Below are 16,063 nucleotides of genomic sequence, written 5' to 3' on the forward strand. Positions count from 1 at the left end.
CAAGTTATTCTTTTCCAGTTTTAATCCAGGTTGCCTTTTTCCATAACCGTTCTAATGGTCCCTGACGGTGTGAACGAAGCCACCAGCGGCAAAAGAAGAACTGAATAAGAAACATTCCGATCCCCATTAAGAAACAGGCTGTAATACCTGTATACTGGTAAAGGCCTAACCCCCAGTTGTAAAATAAAAATCCTCCGATTAAAGACTGCGATAGGTAGTTTGTCAAACTCATGCGCCCATAAGGAGCTAATTGATGAAGAACTCGTCCAGCCTTTGTCAGGTAATAAACAAGTATTACTCCTGCAAACAGAATTCCTGTAAATGCAATATTTGATAGTGACTTAAGTATAAGTGTGGAAGGTACAAGTAGTGCCTCCCGATCTATAAAGTCGGGAAGTATAGCTATCAAACCGTAAATGGGGAAGAAGGCTATAACGGCTATAATGAATACTTTGATCCAGAATTTTATATTTTTTTCTGAATATGGAAATATGTTGCTGCGTCCGATGAGCATACCTATCATAAAAAGTGCAGCGGTTTGAGTAACCCTTCCATGCAACAGCATCCAGCCCATATTAGCTACATTGCCTGTCCATATTGCAGTTTTGCACATTTCCAGGAAAGAACCTTCTTTTTGAACTGTATTGACTATTTCCCAGAAAGGAGCATCGAACTCAGCATTCGCTGTGTATTCGGGGTTGATGAGTGCATAAACTATTTGTCCCCATTCGATAGGTTGCAGTAATAGGATAACCGCTATAACCGCGATTGTGCGGGAAGAAAGGCGACAGACCGCTATCATTATATAACCGACCAATGCATAAAGTACCAATATCTCACCTGGAAATAAAGTTGAATTGATGCAGGCTATAAAAAAAAGCAATACTAACCGCCAGGCAAACCGTCCACGGAAATCTTTCCCTTTTTCTTTTTGCGAGTTGTCTTGAATAAAGAAGCTGAATCCGAAAAGCAAGGCGAAAATGCAATAGGCTTTACCGGAAAAGGCAAAAAATACACTATCCCAGATTACCCTGTCCGTAAATATAAGGAAATTACTGGTTTCTTCCGGAAAGCTATTTAGGCTGAACCCTTCGATAAAATGGATAAGGGTAATTCCCATTACAGCAAAACCACGTAATACATCTGCTATTTCTATGCGATTATTAGTGGTTAGTGTAGAAGACGAGTGCATGCTTTTTAGAGTTTAAAATGTTAACAGATTCTTTTATTTGAGTTGCAAATCTATTATAAACCTTTTATATTCTTTGAAAAATACTATTCAATAAACAATAAAATATGACCTTTAAGGCTTTTGACGATGGGCATTATTTTTGTCCTTTCGTGAATAATCGGCTGAGAATCATATGTTCTTCGGAATTTACGAAATGTGCGGGCCGTCCTGATCCGCGATGCCCAAGACCGCCGCCCCCTTCTGTAAAAGCAAGATTCTTAGTGTTCTTATAAATACTTGATATACGTTAATCGGGATATTAATAACTTTGATTTTTCCCGATCTTTTTATACAGGAAAATATTTCTCAGACGTATTTCAGTAAAGAAGGAATAGACAACAATTCCACATTTCTGCCATCTATCTTTAATAAACCTTCGTCAGCCATCCTTTTTATTTCATTGGCTAGCGCCGGACGGGTCACACTCAGGTATTCGGCCAACTGAGTCTGGTTGTGTTCCATAACAGAAAATGTGTCACTTTGTTTGTGCTCGAACAGATAATAGATAAAGCGGCTTCTTATGCTCTTGTATGATAGAATCCGGAGTCTGCTTACGGTACATGCGTTGCAATTTCCGGTGAGCCTCAAAAAGTTCTTTAAAAGCTCCGGCTCTGAACTTATCAGTTTAAAAGCCGATTCTTTCGTCGCCTTAAATAAAATACCGTCTTCCATAACGGTGAAGGTCGCGGGAAATATACTATTCCCGTCAAACAGGTGAGGGGTGGCAAATGCCCGTGGGCCAATAAGGTTCTCCACCTTGACATTGTTACCCGAAACATCGATAATATTTACCTCAAGATTTCCTTTCAAGAGAATGTACATATGCAGGCAGGGCGTGTTCTGACGGATAATAATTTCGCCTTTGGATATTTCGGTCACAGTATAATCCAGTTTATCTAACAAAGTCCTCTTCGCATCCTCATTCAGTCCCCTGAATAAAGGGATTTTGTGGATGATATTGATTTGTTGGTCGGTCAGATAATTATTGTGCTCCATCAATCTTGTACTTTAAGGTTTATCAAAGATAATTCTAGTTGTTTACTTTACAAAAGAGTTACAGCTTTTTAGCAAGTATGTTTCTTAAAAACGGACAATATGGATCAATCTGTTTTTATCCGTTATTGTAATCATTTTTTTATCGGCTGTTAACAATCCGTCGTGCTGCATATTTGAAAGTTCACGTTCCAGCGATTGGCGCGAAACTCCGAAGTATTCGGCCAGTGCACTTTTGGTTTTATCCAGCTCTATGGTATCCTCCTGTTTCATTTTCGATAAGTTAAGTATATATACAGCCAGCTTCTGACGGATAGTCCTGAAAGACATAAAATGAAGCTTCTTACTTAACCGGGATGCAAAGTCGGCCGAGATATCCAAATAATTCTTCAACAGGGTCTGGTTCATACTCAGCATTCTGAGCACCGATTGTTTTGGTATCACCAGCGCGGTGACATCCTCCCGCGCGATTGCCTGGACAGGAAAACGATTGTCCGGCCCGAATAGAAACAGGATGGCAAGAGGGCTTGGCGCATATATGTCTTCTACTTTCACTACCTTTCCTGAAGGGTCGGTCATTTCACCCTTTACGCTGCCCGAAAGTAGTATAATGAGCCTGTTACATAGTTCATCCTGTAGGGCCAGGACCTCTCCTTTTCTAAATTCTGTTTCGGTAATTTTCAGTTCCGAAAATATCATTTCTATTTCTGCTTCATGTATTGAACGAAAAAGCGGAATCTTTTTTAATGCTGTTAAATCCATATCCTAATCTGTGTATTCAAAGATAAAGATATAATTATTTTGGCTAACGTCGCATATGTGACATATTTCAAACGTACTACCAACTTAATTTTGTAAAAAATAAAAAGGGTAAATAATGAAAAGAACGATCATAAAAATAGATGAAGAACTATGTGACGGTTGCGGTGCCTGCGTATCAGGTTGCCATGAAGGAGCTTTACAGCTTATCAATGACAAAGCCGTTATGATTAGTGATCTCTATTGCGACGGTCTTGGTGCTTGTATAGGAGAATGTCCCGTCGGTGCTATTACTCTCGAAGAACGTGAAGCTGAACCCTATGACGAGTATGCTGTGATGGAACGCATGCTCCCGAAAGGGGAGAAGGTAATACTCGCTCACCTGAACCATCTGAAAGAGCATGAGGAATACGAACTGTTACATCAGGGATTGGAGTATCTGAAAAAGCGTAATGTGAAAGTGAACTTTCCTGCCGAAAATAAACAAAACTCAATTACGCAGGACAAACCCGCTTGCGGCTGTCCGGGCAGCATGATGCAGGAGATTAAAAGGCCTGCCCCATCCGGATTCACGATGGCTGCGCCTGTGATAGTACAACCATCCGAACTGAGACAATTTCCTGTACAGCTTCATTTACTAAATCCGAATGCCGGATTTCTTCGTGGAGCCAATCTGTTACTGGCTGCCGATTGTACAGCGTTTGCCAGTGGCGAGTTCCATAGCCGTTTCCTTAAAGGCAAGGCTCTTGCTATTGCCTGTCCTAAGTTAGACAGTAATACGCAATCGTATATAGATAAGTTAATTGAGATGATTGATGAGGCGCAAATAGATACCCTTACCGTGCTTATCATGGAGGTTCCGTGTTGCGGAGGATTAGTACGGATAGTACAGATGGCAAGGGAAGAGGCTGAGAGGAACGTCCCTGTGAAAGTAATCGTCCTTTCGGTGCAGGGCGATGTGAAAAAAGAAGAATGGATATAATCACTAACTAAAAAATATTATCATGGACATGTTTTGTTTTCAGTGCCAGGAGACAGCTAAAGGCACAGGTTGCGCATTAATGGGTGTGTGCGGTAAAACTCCGGAAGTTTCGAATATTCAGGATTTACTGTTGTTCGTAACCAGAGGGATTGCCGTATACAACAACGAACTGAGAAAAGAAGGAAAGGCTTCATCTACAGCAGTCAAGTTTATTGTCGATGCTATGTTTATCAGCATTACCAATGCTAACTTCGATTTCGAAGCGATAAAGGAGAAAGTAAAGGAAGGTTTATCATTGAAAGCAGAATTATCTGCCCGGCTGGGAAATACATCTATTATTCTTCCGGACGAATGTACATGGAATGGCGATGAATCCGGATTCATGGATAAAGCACTTGAGGTAGGGGTGTTGCGCACAAAAGATGAAGATATACGTTCGCTGAAGGAACTGACGCATTACGGGCTTAAAGGTATGGCAGCCTATGCCGAGCATGCTTATAACCTGGATAAGACGGATGATGAGATATACATGTTTATGCAGCGTGCATTAGCTGAAATTACAAGAGAGGATATTTCAGTAAACGAACTGGTTGCCCTGGCTCTCGAAACAGGTAAATACGGTGTACAGGTAATGGCATTGCTGGATGCGGCCAATACCGGACGATTCGGGAATCCTGAAATTACACAGGTAAATATCGGTGTGGGAAAGAATCCGGGAATTCTTATCAGCGGACATGACCTGAGGGATATTGAAGAACTCTTGCAACAGACCGAAGGTATGGGGGTAGATGTTTATACCCATAGCGAAATGTTGCCGGCACACTACTATCCGCATCTGAAAAAATATAAACATCTGGTCGGTAATTATGGCGGTGCATGGTGGCAGCAAAAAGAAGATTTCGAGTCGTTTAACGGGCCAATCTTATTTACTACAAACTGTATCGTACCTCCTTCCAAAAACGCGACATACAAAGGACGTATATTTACCACAGGTGCTTCCGGCCTTGATGGTGCAAAACATATACCGGAGCGTAAAGACGGGCAGCAGAAAGATTTTTCGGAAATAATAGAAATGGCGAAAAACTGCCAGGCTCCGAAGGAAATCGAAAACGGAACAATCGTGGGTGGGTTTGCCCATGCGCAGGTGATGGCATTAGCCGATAAGGTTGTGGATGCCGTAAAATCGGGTGCAATAAAAAAATTCTTTGTAATGGCAGGTTGTGACGGACGCATGAAAGGCCGTAATTATTACACAGACTTTGCAGAGGCATTGCCTGACGATACGGTTATTCTTACTGCCGGTTGTGCCAAATACCGATATAATAAATTGTCATTGGGCGATATAGGCGGTATTCCGCGTGTATTGGATGCCGGACAGTGTAACGATAGCTATTCATTGGCAGTCATCGCCCTCAAACTGAAAGAAGTATTCGGGCTGGAGGATATTAATGACCTGCCTATCGCTTTCAATATAGCATGGTATGAACAAAAAGCAGTGATAGTATTACTTGCTCTGCTTCATCTGGGAGTGAAGAATATACATCTCGGACCAACTCTTCCGGGATTCCTTTCTCCGAATGTAGCGAAAGTACTGGTTGAGAATTTTGGAATCGGTGGTATATCTTCTGTTGAGGAAGATATTGAAATGTTCCTTGCCAGCTAAGGATATCAGATAAGTATATAATGAAAGCCGGATACATTCATGTATCCGGCTTTTATTTGCGATTATATGGGGGTATTAATCTGCAGTTAAGATTATTAGTGTTGTATAAAATTGTTGGTTTTTTTCTAACGCGCCAGTCGGCTTGTATTTGGCTGCACCGATTTGGCTAACGCCGATTTTCAATTCCGCTTCGCTCCAATTCATTTTGCCTTGATGCAAAACGAAACAAAAAATCAAGGCTGCATCCCCCGGCGACCCAAAACCGCAGCTTCGGTGGGGCAAAATAATACGGAATCATCTTTAGCCGGATTATCAGCAGAGTGTAGCAGCTACCATATTTTGCCCTACACCTCCGCTTTACGGATTGGGGACCCCGCCTGCGGGACGAGGCCGGAATCGCAATGCGACGACAAGACAAAAGCTCTTCAGGCTCTGGCCATATGTGCATCAGCCAACTTGTAACTTGTAACTGCCCGCAGGGCGTAGTAACTTGTAACTAAAAATAGAACCTTTTATTCCAACTTATTAATACGGAAGAACTTTCTCAATTAGAATAGACATGGATGCTATTCTGTGCGGCAGGAAGATAATTGACGCCGATCCAGGTGATCATAAGTAAAACAAACGCGATTGGCAGCATCCATAAAACAAACTTAACATGATATTTTTGCAGCCGCATATGGATATAGACTAAATATCCCGCCGATGTAATAAACGCCCATGTCTCTTTTGGGTCCCACGACCAGTAGTGTCCCCATGCCTCCTTTGCCCATACTGCTCCCATGAGCATTCCCAGTATGAGGAAGCCGAAACCGATATAAACAACATTATCCATCAGCTTGTACAGGTTATCATCCAGCCTGTCTTTTTTCAGATTTACCAACTGAATAATAGCAGCAATGGTCGCAGCCCCAAGCATGGCATAGGATAAAATATAGACTGTAACGTGCGGCACAAACCAATAGCTTTGGAGGGCAGGCATCAGATTGGTCGAATGTATTTCCGGCTTGAATATATTTACACAGACAAAAACGCAGGCGACCAGGCTGGAGAATGACAACAGCCATTTATATTTCCAATGCTTGTATGTAAAATAACCAACTGTTGCCAGAAAGAATGAGTACCATAACCGGGTTTCACCTGTTGTACGGAGCGGAGGGCGTTCCTGTCCTATCCATAAGCCGATGATAAACGCGGCAAAAATAGCAATGCCGGCTATCATTAGTCCTTCTACGATAAATGTTTTCTTACATTTATATACCAGTGCTCCTGCGCTTATCCAGCAAATCATTGCAGGTATTGCAAACCAAAGAAATTCATCCCAAGTCATCTTCCGCCTTTCTTTTTTTGTTTCCCGACCATAATAAACATATCGAACCTACGGACAATAGAATTATTCCGGCATAGACAGGATAGAGCCACGGGTCGTATACCAGCTCCATACTGCTGTATGTGGACATTCTGCCGGCCTGATTGTCATATCCGTACTGGTAGATAGTCCAACTGCCTATTCTTAAAGGTTTATTTACTTCCAGAACCGCGTGCTGTTCGCTTCCATCTTCCATGAATACATCTATGTCCGACAGGAATCTCTTTGGCTCGGGTTGTGTCATTACAATACAATATTGAGAGTCGAGAGGTAATGTCATATATAACTGTGCCATATTGCCTCCGCATACCCATCCTTTACGCATCTCGCCTGTTTGTTTGTTCCTTGCCGATACTTTTGCTGCCGGACTGGAGCCGGGCATAGGCACAGCCTGATAAGTACTGTCACTGTTGCGTACTGCCTGATGGATATATTCTTCAAGTCTGATATCCCATTTATCGAGTGTGCCATTAGGCCTTTTCTCGTCTATCTGGAAATAATCAGGTTTGTTTTTAGGCTGAGATTCGCCGCTTTCCCTGTCTATTATTGTGAGTTTGGGCGGGTATTCTTCCATCTCGAAATCATTGAGCTGTATGGCGACTGGAAGTTCCAGCACATCTTTGTTTTCGCTGTAGACACGCCATTCCACTTCACCTTCGCGGACATGCATTACATATCTCTTTATATCGGCGGCTCCCAGCCCTGCGGCAAAAAGGAGAATCCAGAGCCCTATATGATTGAAATAGAAAGCATAATCCTGCTTGCGGAAAGCGACCAGCCTTCTTACAATCAGTGAACCTAAGGAAATCAGCGTAAGGAAATATATCAGCACGAAAGGCCAGCTGCTTGTTACCTGCCTGAATCCAAGCACCGTGAATATATCTTTATCGTGAGGATCGAGACGCGCGAATTGCGGAGTAAGTCCCATTATCAGCCCCAATACCAACAGCGCAGCAATGAGGGTTACCGAAAGCGGAACACCCGATATCCATTGGTAGAAAGCACTTTTGCGGGCGAATGAGAGTAATATGAGAAATGCTATTACCGCGCCACCGAGGATAAGGTTGACCGGAGCCTGTAGCAGGTAAAAGTCAAACTTTCCTACTGTAATCTGAAGCATAAAACCAATGAAGGCAAAACCTGCCACAAAAGCGATACTTTCTTTGTACCGCCACGGGAATTGCCACATCTTACGTTTTCCTTGTTCCATATGTATATGAAGAGAAGAAAGTGCCTGAAGCCTTTCCCAGACACTCTCTTCTTTTTTTATCTGCCGTTTAAGGGCCTGTTTAAATATTTGCTGTTAATTTCCCCTCTTTTTTAGCTTTTTCGAGCCATTGAGGAACTACTGTTTTTATCCAGTTGTCTTTCTTATCTTTCAGGGTCTTCATATCCAGGCCGATGTATGCCTGAGCCTTATCTTTGGTAGATATATCCGGCATCTGCATATCGGTTACTCCATGGCTGAACAGTACTTTCTGCAATTCAAGCTGGGCAAGCATTGTTTTGTCGAGGCTGTGAGCCAGTATCCGCTGAGTTTCCACCGGAGCATGGAAGGACGCTCCGTGAGAAGCTACTGCGAAGTCCCAGCGCCATTGCGCCTGACGAAGCAGTTTGAGAGATGCTGCCATTTCTTTGTCGTCTGCCCCTTTGTCCCATGCTGTTTTAGCCATGATGTGAGCTTTCGACAGTTCCTGTTCTATACGATCGCGGATTTCTAATGCTTTGTCCTGATATTGGTAAACATAGTTTTTCAGGTTCTCTTCGCTGTCTCTGTGACAGGTCTGGCAGGTATTCGATACGTTCTTCAATGGGCTCATCACCTGATGGTTCGAATATTTTATACCGCCTTCCGACATGTATGGCATATGGCAATCGGCGCATGACAGGCCGCGTTGGGCATGAGGTCCCAGCAGGAATATTTCATAATCCGGGTGCTGGGCTTTCAGCATAGGGGTTTTACTTAATGCATGTGTCCAGTCTGTAAATTCTGCTTCGTCGTAATATTTCTCCATCGCTTCCACAGTCATGCCTCCATCCCAGGGGAATGTAAGGTATTTGTTGTCTTTTGTAAAATAATATTCAACATGGCATTGCGCGCAAACCAGCGACCGCATTTCCTGAGGTGTGGCCTGTGTGATATCTTTTCCCTGACGTTGAAATGCTTCTATTAATGCCGGACGGGTAATTGTCAGATTCATAGTGACAGGGTCGTGGCAGTCGGCACAGCCGATAGGGTTTACTACCTCCGCACCCCAATCGCTCCATTTGGCTTTATAATAATTCTCAATACCTTTTTCGTGCATCAGGCGTGGTACATCGGGGCTTTTGCATGTCCAGCAGGTACCCGGCTGCATATCGCCCTCTCCGTTTTCGGGGCATCCTGTACGAAGTGTATTGCGTACGTCCTCAATGGCATGCATATGTCCGCGCGGTGCGGAATAGTCACGTGAAAAAGCGTATCCGGCCCATAATACCACCATTTCGGGACGCGACTCCAGCACATCTTCGGGCATATTGCCCAGATGCTTGCTTTTGAAATCCATATCGGCAGTCTTTTTCCACGTATTATACTCTCTCGGGTAGTTTATGCCCCATTCTTCATTGTGAGGGTTTATCCCGGTTATCTCTATTTTTTTATTGTTGTACAGTGTAGCTATTTCGGCACGGCGTTCTGTTATGGAGGCAGCCAGGATGCCTAATGCAAACACTCCTACCATGACAACGGCAAATATGCCCCATCCGATAATCGGTTTCCGTTTGATTGCTTCTGCTAATTTCTTGAACATAATTTATAGAGTTTTTAGTTGTTTATTTTTATAGGTTTAGATTCAGTTTTTATTCATTCTCTTCTTCAGCCACTCCGGTACGGGTGAGGCGGGTAGGGGAACAATCGCGTTAGGCGAGGAGGACAAATTGCTTATCTTGGAATGGGGCACTTGTGTGTGGCAGTCCCAGCACGCTTTGCCCTTTCCTTCCTGCACGTCGCAGTAATTTATCATACCTGTATTCACAAATTCAGTATTGAGTTGCGTGTGGCAACGGATGCAATTGTCCATTATCACCCCGTAGCTTTCGTCCCGAGGACGGATTACCTGCGGCTCTCCGTTTATGGTAAATACGGCGGCATGGTAAAGCCCGTCTTTAGCTTTAAATGCATATTTATTAAGGATGTTGTCCTGCGGTACATGGCAGTCGTTGCAGGTAGCCCATTGCGCGTGCGAACTATGGTTCCATGACTGATAGTATGGAGTCATAATGTGGCAGTTGATACAGGCTGCCGGATCGTCCGAAAGATAGGAGTGAGCCCTCGACATATAGACTGAGTATCCTCCCAATCCGACTATAATACCTCCTACGACAAACAAGGGTACTATAAACTGGTTAGGTATATGGCTCAGGAGTTTTTTTATCATGGTATGCTAATTTAAGGTTGCAGACCTATTTGTTACTTGTTATGTAAAAGAACAACAGTGATCTATGGTTCTATATTATATCATTAAATGCTTTCTTTTACCTGGTTACTGTTTAAATTTTCCTCAAAACGCAATCTGCAGTTGTGCTATCACTACATTTGAATTTTGCGCATCCCATTTGTTCGAATAGTCCGAATAGGTATAGTTGAGTTGTATCCGGCACTGAGGATAAAAATAATAATTTATTCCGACAGTATAATCAATTACCTCGCTATTAATATCTTTATTCCTGTTATAATAATCGGCTTTTAGTAAGGCGTTCAGTTTTTTTGGAACAAGGTAATACAGCCCCATGGCATAAACCCCTTCCTTTTCTATTCCGCCATCGTTGCCATTTACCCACTCGGCACGGGCATTGAAACGCTCCGATTTATAATCTGCGCTCACGTACCATCTGTCGCGTACGTGGTCGGATGTCACCGTTTCCCCGGCTCTGGCATATGAGGCCTGTCCAAAGTAGACTCCTCCTCCGACCCTCAGCCCTTGTACGGGTTGGAGCAATAGCATTCCGGCAAAGTCCTTGGCATTGTTCGTTTCACCGGTGGTAACACCTGTTCCCTGGAATACTCCGGCGGAGTATTGCAACAGATTATGCTTTTCCATCGGGAAAAGTTCTCCTGAAATCATGGCTCCGGCGTCGCGTCCGAAATTGTTTTTATTGTTTTGTTTTTTCAATACATCGTCCTCTCCTGCATATCCTACCAGATTGGATATGGTGCGGGAATAGGCCGCTGTTTCCAGTGTGGCCGGTACATACTGGCTTTCCAGTGTGAACGGGCTTTTGAATTGTCCTACTTTGAGATTGAACTCTTTGGCTGCCGTCCATTCTCCCCAGAATTCCTGAACAGATGGATTTACCATCTCTAAAAGGAAACCGTAGCGGAACGAATCGTTTAGTTTTCCACTTACCGATATAAACAGATTCTTAGCTTTGAAGTCGTTGTGTATTTTGTCTACATCGGAGTATCTGTACATTAACTGCCCGTTTCCTCCAAACTGCATATAAGGGGTATTGAAGGCTTGCCTTACTTTTTCTACTTTCTGCGGAAGGGTTGCTTTTTGTTCTTTATTTGCCGCCTCTTTTTTAATTTCATCGGCTTCAGACCGGGTAAGTACATTTTTCTCAACCAGTTTCTTCAGTAACTCGTCAGATTCCTGCGCGTAGAAAGTGCTGAATGATAAGCAAAAGATTATAAAAACAAAAATTTTCTTCATTTCTACAAGTATTAGATATTTCATTATACAAAATATGCGAATATTCTGCAAAAAAAGTGTAATATATATTACACCTTGAAAATGAATGTTTCTTACATATAGATTTTGTAGCGATCGGGATAGTATGTTTGTTGAGAAAATTTATCTATATTATAGTTGATCGTTCTTTGAAGTATTGATTAAAGCAGTTACGAGTTACTTCGCCCTTCAGGCAGTTACGAGTTACAAGTTAGTTAACTGTTTACTGTTAACTGATACATGTGTTACCTTTGTTACCTTTTAACAGTTACAAGTTACTTCGCCCTTCGGGCAGTTACGAGTTACAAGTTAGTTCACTGTTTACTGCTAACTGTTTACTGTTAACTGATATATGTGTTACCTTTGTAACCTTTTTGGAGAAAGACACGAAAGACAGGTTGTTAACTATTCTCTGACGGGATGCTTCGTTTCTCTAAGCATGACAAACCACGATACTGTTGACTGATGACTGCAAAAAGTTATTAACTTTGTGCCCAATGATTACATTATTTGCAGATGGCAGATTCACTTAAAAGGAAAACAGGTGTAGCTTTGTTCTGGAGCTTTATCGATAAAGGCGGACAGCAAATTATAACGCTGGTTTTCTTTTATATTCTCGTCCGTCTGATATCGAAAGAAGACATCGGGACAGTGAACCTGTTAGCCATTTTCACCATTATTTCGGGTATGTTGCAGGAGAGCGGTTATTCATCGGCACTGATCCGGAAAAGGGAAGTACATCCCGAAGAGTACACCTCTGTTTTTTATTTTAATATATCGATCAGTCTTATTTTATACACAATTCTTTTCTTTTGCGCTCCCCTCATCAGCTGGTTTTATGAAAAACCGGTATTGACAGACCTGGCTCGCTTTGTATTCCTTGCTTTTGTCTTCAATGCATTCGCCATCATCCAGAATGTGAACCTGGTGAGAGAGATGAACTTCAAACTCAATACCCGGATTACACTTGTCGCATGGTGCGTATCGGGGCTGATAGCCATACTGATGGCGTACAACGGATACGGGATATGGAGTATGGCTGCCCAGCAGGTTTTACAAAGTTTCATCAGGAGCTTACTGCTATGGATTTTCGTAAAATGGAGGCCTAGTGGGAAATTTGTATTCCTACATATCAAAAAGATGTCGTCTTACAGTATTAACCTGTTGATCTCAGGGCTTTTTGGACAAATATGCAACAATATATCACCTTTGATTATCGGTAAAAAGTTCTCTATTCCTCAGGTAGCCTCATACAGCCAGGGGCTGAAACTGACAAATATCCCGCAATCGGTTATCAGTGAGGGGATAAGGAGTGTGGCTTATCCCTTATTGTCGAAGATAGGAGAAGATGACCAAAGAAGCAAAAAGGCATACCGGAAAGTTATGCGCATAACCTCGTTTATCTCTTTCCCCGTGGCTATGTTGCTGATAGTAACAGCTGGCCCGATAGTATCCATCTACTTGCCGAGCGAATGGGCGGATGTAGTCCCCATACTGCAAATATTATCTATCGGAGGTGCTTTTCTGCCTCTCTTCAGCCTTATCTCGTCCCTGTTGCAATTCAAAGGGGAATCGAAGCTGTTGTTAAAAATAGAAGCATGCAAAAATGTGCTTGTACTGGTAGCGATTGCCATTGGGGTACAATTCGGGATACAAGGGCTGGTAATAGGATTAAGCCTCGTTAATGTACTCGCTTTTTTTGCCGGCATGTTTATTGCCGGAAAACGTATAACATACTCGTTTGTCGAGATACTGAGGGATACGGTACCATACATCATTATATCTGTGGCCTCATTTGCTCCGTTTACCATGCTCTCTCTGGTTGGATTGGAAAATATATTTTTATTACTTTTAATGCCGGCCTTTGTGGGAAGTTGTATTTATCTGCTGATAATGAAACTCTTCGGGTCAGTCATAATGGAGGAAACGATAGATTTCGTGAAGCAGTCTTATAATAAAACCTTTAAACGATAGCCCTTATGTCTAAAGTTTCCATACTGATGCCTGTTTATAATGCCGGACAATATCTGTCCGAGGCAATAGACAGCATATGCTCACAGAGCTTCAAAGATTGGGAACTGATACTTATAAACGATGGGTCTACAGATAATAGCGAAACGATTATAAGCCGCTATAGCGACAATCGGATGTACTATATAAAGAACCCTGTAAATCTGGGTCTTATAAAAACCCTGAATAAAGGTATCGACTTTTGCGGAGGAGAATATATCGCCCGTATGGATGCGGATGACATTTCTTTTCCTGAACGGTTGAGGAAACAGATAGATTTTATGGATGCCCACCCTGACTATCTGATGTGTGGTACTAACGCCGCTGTCATCAATAGCCGGGGCGGCAGAACGGGAAAAATACGGAACCTTCCTGACAATGATTTACTCCAAATCAGTCTCCTCTTCTCGCCATCGTTTGTGCATCCTAGTGTAATGATCCGGCGTGAGGTGCTGTTGGAGAACAGATATGATGAAGCATATAAGCACGTCGAAGATTATGAACTTTGGTGCCGGATAGCAAAGCATGGAAAAGTAGCTAATCTGGAAGATGAACTACTGGCATACCGCTGGCACGACAGCAACGTATCCGTATTAAACAATGAAATACAGGATAAGCTGAAAGATAAAATCATCTCTGATGAATTGGGAATGTTGGATATTACACCTACTGACGAGGAATTATTTTGTCACAGGATTACTTTCAGCCTCTATAGTCTGGGGAATAAGCAAGAGGTCCCCGTTCCCCGATTCAACGATATTTCCGGTTGGTTCTCGAAACTTATCCGGCAAAACAGGATAAAGAGGACGTACAATCAGAAAGGTTTCGTTGCATTCCTTTGGGCCCGGTGGATTGTGCTCTGTGTATCTCAAAAGAAGTATGGCGGAATAATACCGCCGTTTGCTTCATTGAAGCCTACTGTACTCATGAAATTACTAAAGCTTATGTTTTTCTTAAGAAATAAATGATAACGAAGCGCCGGGACTCAAATGACAAAAGAATAACAAAAATGAAAGACAGGGACAGGTTCATTCACCAAATGAGTTTTTTTACATACATTATTAAAGAGAAACATATAAAAATATTGTAAATTTGCCAGGCATTTTTAGAAGGATTTAACAATGAATAAACGGATAAAATTTATCTTCGACTTAGACGGAACGGTCACGGCAGAGGAAACTTTGCCCCTGATAGCTGAGCACTTCAATATTCAAGAAGAAATAGGTGCAATCACAAAGGAAACTATTCAGGGAAATATTCCTTTTATTGAAAGTTTTATCCGGCGAGTAAATATTTTAGGGAAACTTCCGGTTTCAGAAATATCTTCATTGCTTGAAAATGCAAAATTATATCCGCTTTTACAGAATTTCATAAGAGAAAACAAAGAACATTGCGTCATTGCCACCGGCAACTTAGAGTGCTGGGTAGACAAATTGCTCAAACGTATAGGTTGTGAATCCTTTTATTCTGAAGGTATTGTCAAGCTGAATAAAGTAGAACAAATTACAACTATTCTGAAGAAAGAAATTGTAGTGGAAAACTTTCAAAAAAGCGGTTATACAGTGGTATATATCGGAGATGGCAACAATGATATGGAAGCAATGCGCATAGCAGATATAGCCATAGCTGCAGGTATGACCCATTTCCCGTCTCAAAGCCTGTTGCCGATATCTGATTATTTGATTTTTAACGAAAAAGCATTATGTCGTCAACTAAATCAGTTGTTATAAGTTGTGCCGGAGTCGGCTCGCGATTAGGGCTCGGACAGACCAAAGCCTTGATCAAGATCAATGGAAGATCATTAATATCGTGGCAATTGGAAGCATTCAAAGATATTGAAGATTTGCGTATCGTTGTAGGATATCAGGCCAACGATGTTGTAAAAGAAGTACTGCAATACAGAGATGATGTCATATTTGTATTCAATCACCGTTATTTCGAGACAAAAACAGGTGCAAGTTTTTACCTGGGAGCACAACATGCGAACGAATATGTGTTGGAATGGGACGGAGACTTACTGGTTCACCCCGACGATGTAAAAAGAATATTGTCAGAGGATGGTGAGTTTATTTGTTATGCCGAAAAGGCATCGGATGAAGCTGTTTTTGTAAACACAACCGAAGATGGCAGCGTAATCTCATTTTCCCGGGAAAACGGTGATTATGAATGGACAGGGCCGGCATGTATCAGAAAAGACAAGCTGGGATATTCTTCCGGTAATGTTTTCAATCAGCTGGAACCTTACCTGCCCATGAAGGGGATAGAAGTCAGGGCATATGACATAGATACTTACCAGGACTACCAGCGGGTTGTTGAACATGTTAAAGAATGGTATAAATAAAAACGG

The 16,063-nt window shown here is 42.3% G+C and carries 15 protein-coding genes; 7 read left to right on the forward strand and 8 right to left on the reverse strand.

The annotated features are described in order from the left end of the window. Window positions 1-4 precede the first annotated feature (4 nt). The 3 genes from ACYQ3L_RS23620 to ACYQ3L_RS23630 all read right to left on the reverse strand — a co-directional run bounded on the left by ACYQ3L_RS23620 (window position 5) and on the right by ACYQ3L_RS23630 (window position 2,986). Entirely contained in the window at window positions 5-1,192 is a 1,188-nt protein-coding gene (locus ACYQ3L_RS23620; RefSeq protein WP_379998737.1) for a DUF418 domain-containing protein, read from the reverse strand. A gap of 345 nt (window positions 1,193-1,537) precedes the next feature. After that, window positions 1,538-2,227, reverse strand: a complete 690-nt coding sequence (locus tag ACYQ3L_RS23625) for a Crp/Fnr family transcriptional regulator (protein ID WP_379998739.1) — start codon at window positions 2,225-2,227, stop codon at window positions 1,538-1,540. A gap of 84 nt (window positions 2,228-2,311) precedes the next feature. Then, entirely contained in the window at window positions 2,312-2,986 is a 675-nt protein-coding gene (locus tag ACYQ3L_RS23630; protein WP_379998742.1) for a Crp/Fnr family transcriptional regulator, read from the reverse strand. 115 nt (window positions 2,987-3,101) lie between these two features. On the opposite strand from ACYQ3L_RS23630, the gene ACYQ3L_RS23635 reads away from it, so the two are divergent. The 3 genes from ACYQ3L_RS23635 (at window position 3,102) to ACYQ3L_RS23645 (ending at window position 6,090) form a co-directional block, all read left to right on the forward strand. Then, a complete protein-coding gene (locus ACYQ3L_RS23635) occupies window positions 3,102-3,965 on the forward strand; it encodes an ATP-binding protein (RefSeq protein ID WP_379998744.1) in 864 nt (287 codons plus the stop codon). Between the two features lie 22 nt (window positions 3,966-3,987). Beyond that, window positions 3,988-5,628 (forward strand): hydroxylamine reductase, encoded by a 1,641-nt coding sequence (gene hcp, locus ACYQ3L_RS23640; RefSeq protein WP_379998746.1) that lies wholly within the window; start codon window positions 3,988-3,990, stop codon window positions 5,626-5,628. A 213-nt stretch (window positions 5,629-5,841) separates the two neighbouring features. Beyond that, window positions 5,842-6,090, forward strand: coding sequence for a hypothetical protein (locus ACYQ3L_RS23645; RefSeq protein ID WP_379998748.1), 249 nt, complete (start codon window positions 5,842-5,844; stop codon window positions 6,088-6,090). Between the two features lie 82 nt (window positions 6,091-6,172). Here the strand turns inward: ACYQ3L_RS23645 and ccsA are convergent, their stop codons facing one another. From ccsA to ACYQ3L_RS23670, 5 genes are all read right to left on the reverse strand, one after another. Continuing rightward, window positions 6,173-6,958 (reverse strand): cytochrome c biogenesis protein CcsA, encoded by a 786-nt coding sequence (ccsA, locus tag ACYQ3L_RS23650; RefSeq protein WP_379998750.1) that lies wholly within the window; start codon window positions 6,956-6,958, stop codon window positions 6,173-6,175. Further along, on the reverse strand, window positions 6,945-8,207 hold the full coding sequence (locus ACYQ3L_RS23655) for a cytochrome c biogenesis ResB family protein (protein ID WP_379998752.1): 1,263 nt from the start codon (window positions 8,205-8,207) through the stop codon (window positions 6,945-6,947). Before ACYQ3L_RS23655 ends, ccsA begins: the two co-directional genes overlap by 14 nt. A gap of 79 nt (window positions 8,208-8,286) precedes the next feature. Further along, window positions 8,287-9,786, reverse strand: a complete 1,500-nt coding sequence (gene nrfA, locus ACYQ3L_RS23660) for an ammonia-forming cytochrome c nitrite reductase (RefSeq protein ID WP_379998754.1) — start codon at window positions 9,784-9,786, stop codon at window positions 8,287-8,289. A 42-nt stretch (window positions 9,787-9,828) separates the two neighbouring features. After that, window positions 9,829-10,413 (reverse strand): cytochrome c nitrite reductase small subunit, encoded by a 585-nt coding sequence (nrfH, locus tag ACYQ3L_RS23665; RefSeq protein WP_379998756.1) that lies wholly within the window; start codon window positions 10,411-10,413, stop codon window positions 9,829-9,831. A gap of 123 nt (window positions 10,414-10,536) precedes the next feature. Beyond that, window positions 10,537-11,688: a porin gene (locus ACYQ3L_RS23670; protein WP_379998758.1), complete on the reverse strand. Its 1,152-nt coding sequence runs from the start codon at window positions 11,686-11,688 to the stop codon at window positions 10,537-10,539. 534 nt (window positions 11,689-12,222) lie between these two features. On the opposite strand from ACYQ3L_RS23670, the gene ACYQ3L_RS23675 reads away from it, so the two are divergent. The 4 genes from ACYQ3L_RS23675 (at window position 12,223) to ACYQ3L_RS23690 (ending at window position 16,057) form a co-directional block, all read left to right on the forward strand. Beyond that, the gene (locus ACYQ3L_RS23675) at window positions 12,223-13,680 is read left to right on the forward strand and encodes a lipopolysaccharide biosynthesis protein (RefSeq protein WP_379998760.1); all 1,458 of its coding nucleotides are present in this window, start codon (window positions 12,223-12,225) and stop codon (window positions 13,678-13,680) included. A gap of 5 nt (window positions 13,681-13,685) precedes the next feature. Then, entirely contained in the window at window positions 13,686-14,684 is a 999-nt protein-coding gene (locus ACYQ3L_RS23680) for a glycosyltransferase family 2 protein (RefSeq protein ID WP_379998762.1), read from the forward strand. Window positions 14,685-14,837: 153 nt separating this feature from the next. Beyond that, window positions 14,838-15,446, forward strand: a complete 609-nt coding sequence (locus ACYQ3L_RS23685; protein WP_379998764.1) for an HAD-IB family phosphatase — start codon at window positions 14,838-14,840, stop codon at window positions 15,444-15,446. Further along, window positions 15,419-16,057 carry a phosphocholine cytidylyltransferase family protein gene (locus tag ACYQ3L_RS23690; protein ID WP_379998766.1) on the forward strand — a complete coding sequence of 213 codons (639 nt, stop codon included), beginning with the start codon at window positions 15,419-15,421 and terminating at the stop codon, window positions 16,055-16,057. Before ACYQ3L_RS23685 ends, ACYQ3L_RS23690 begins: the two co-directional genes overlap by 28 nt. Window positions 16,058-16,063 lie beyond the last annotated feature (6 nt).

The organism is Dysgonomonas termitidis (genome assembly GCF_054657735.1).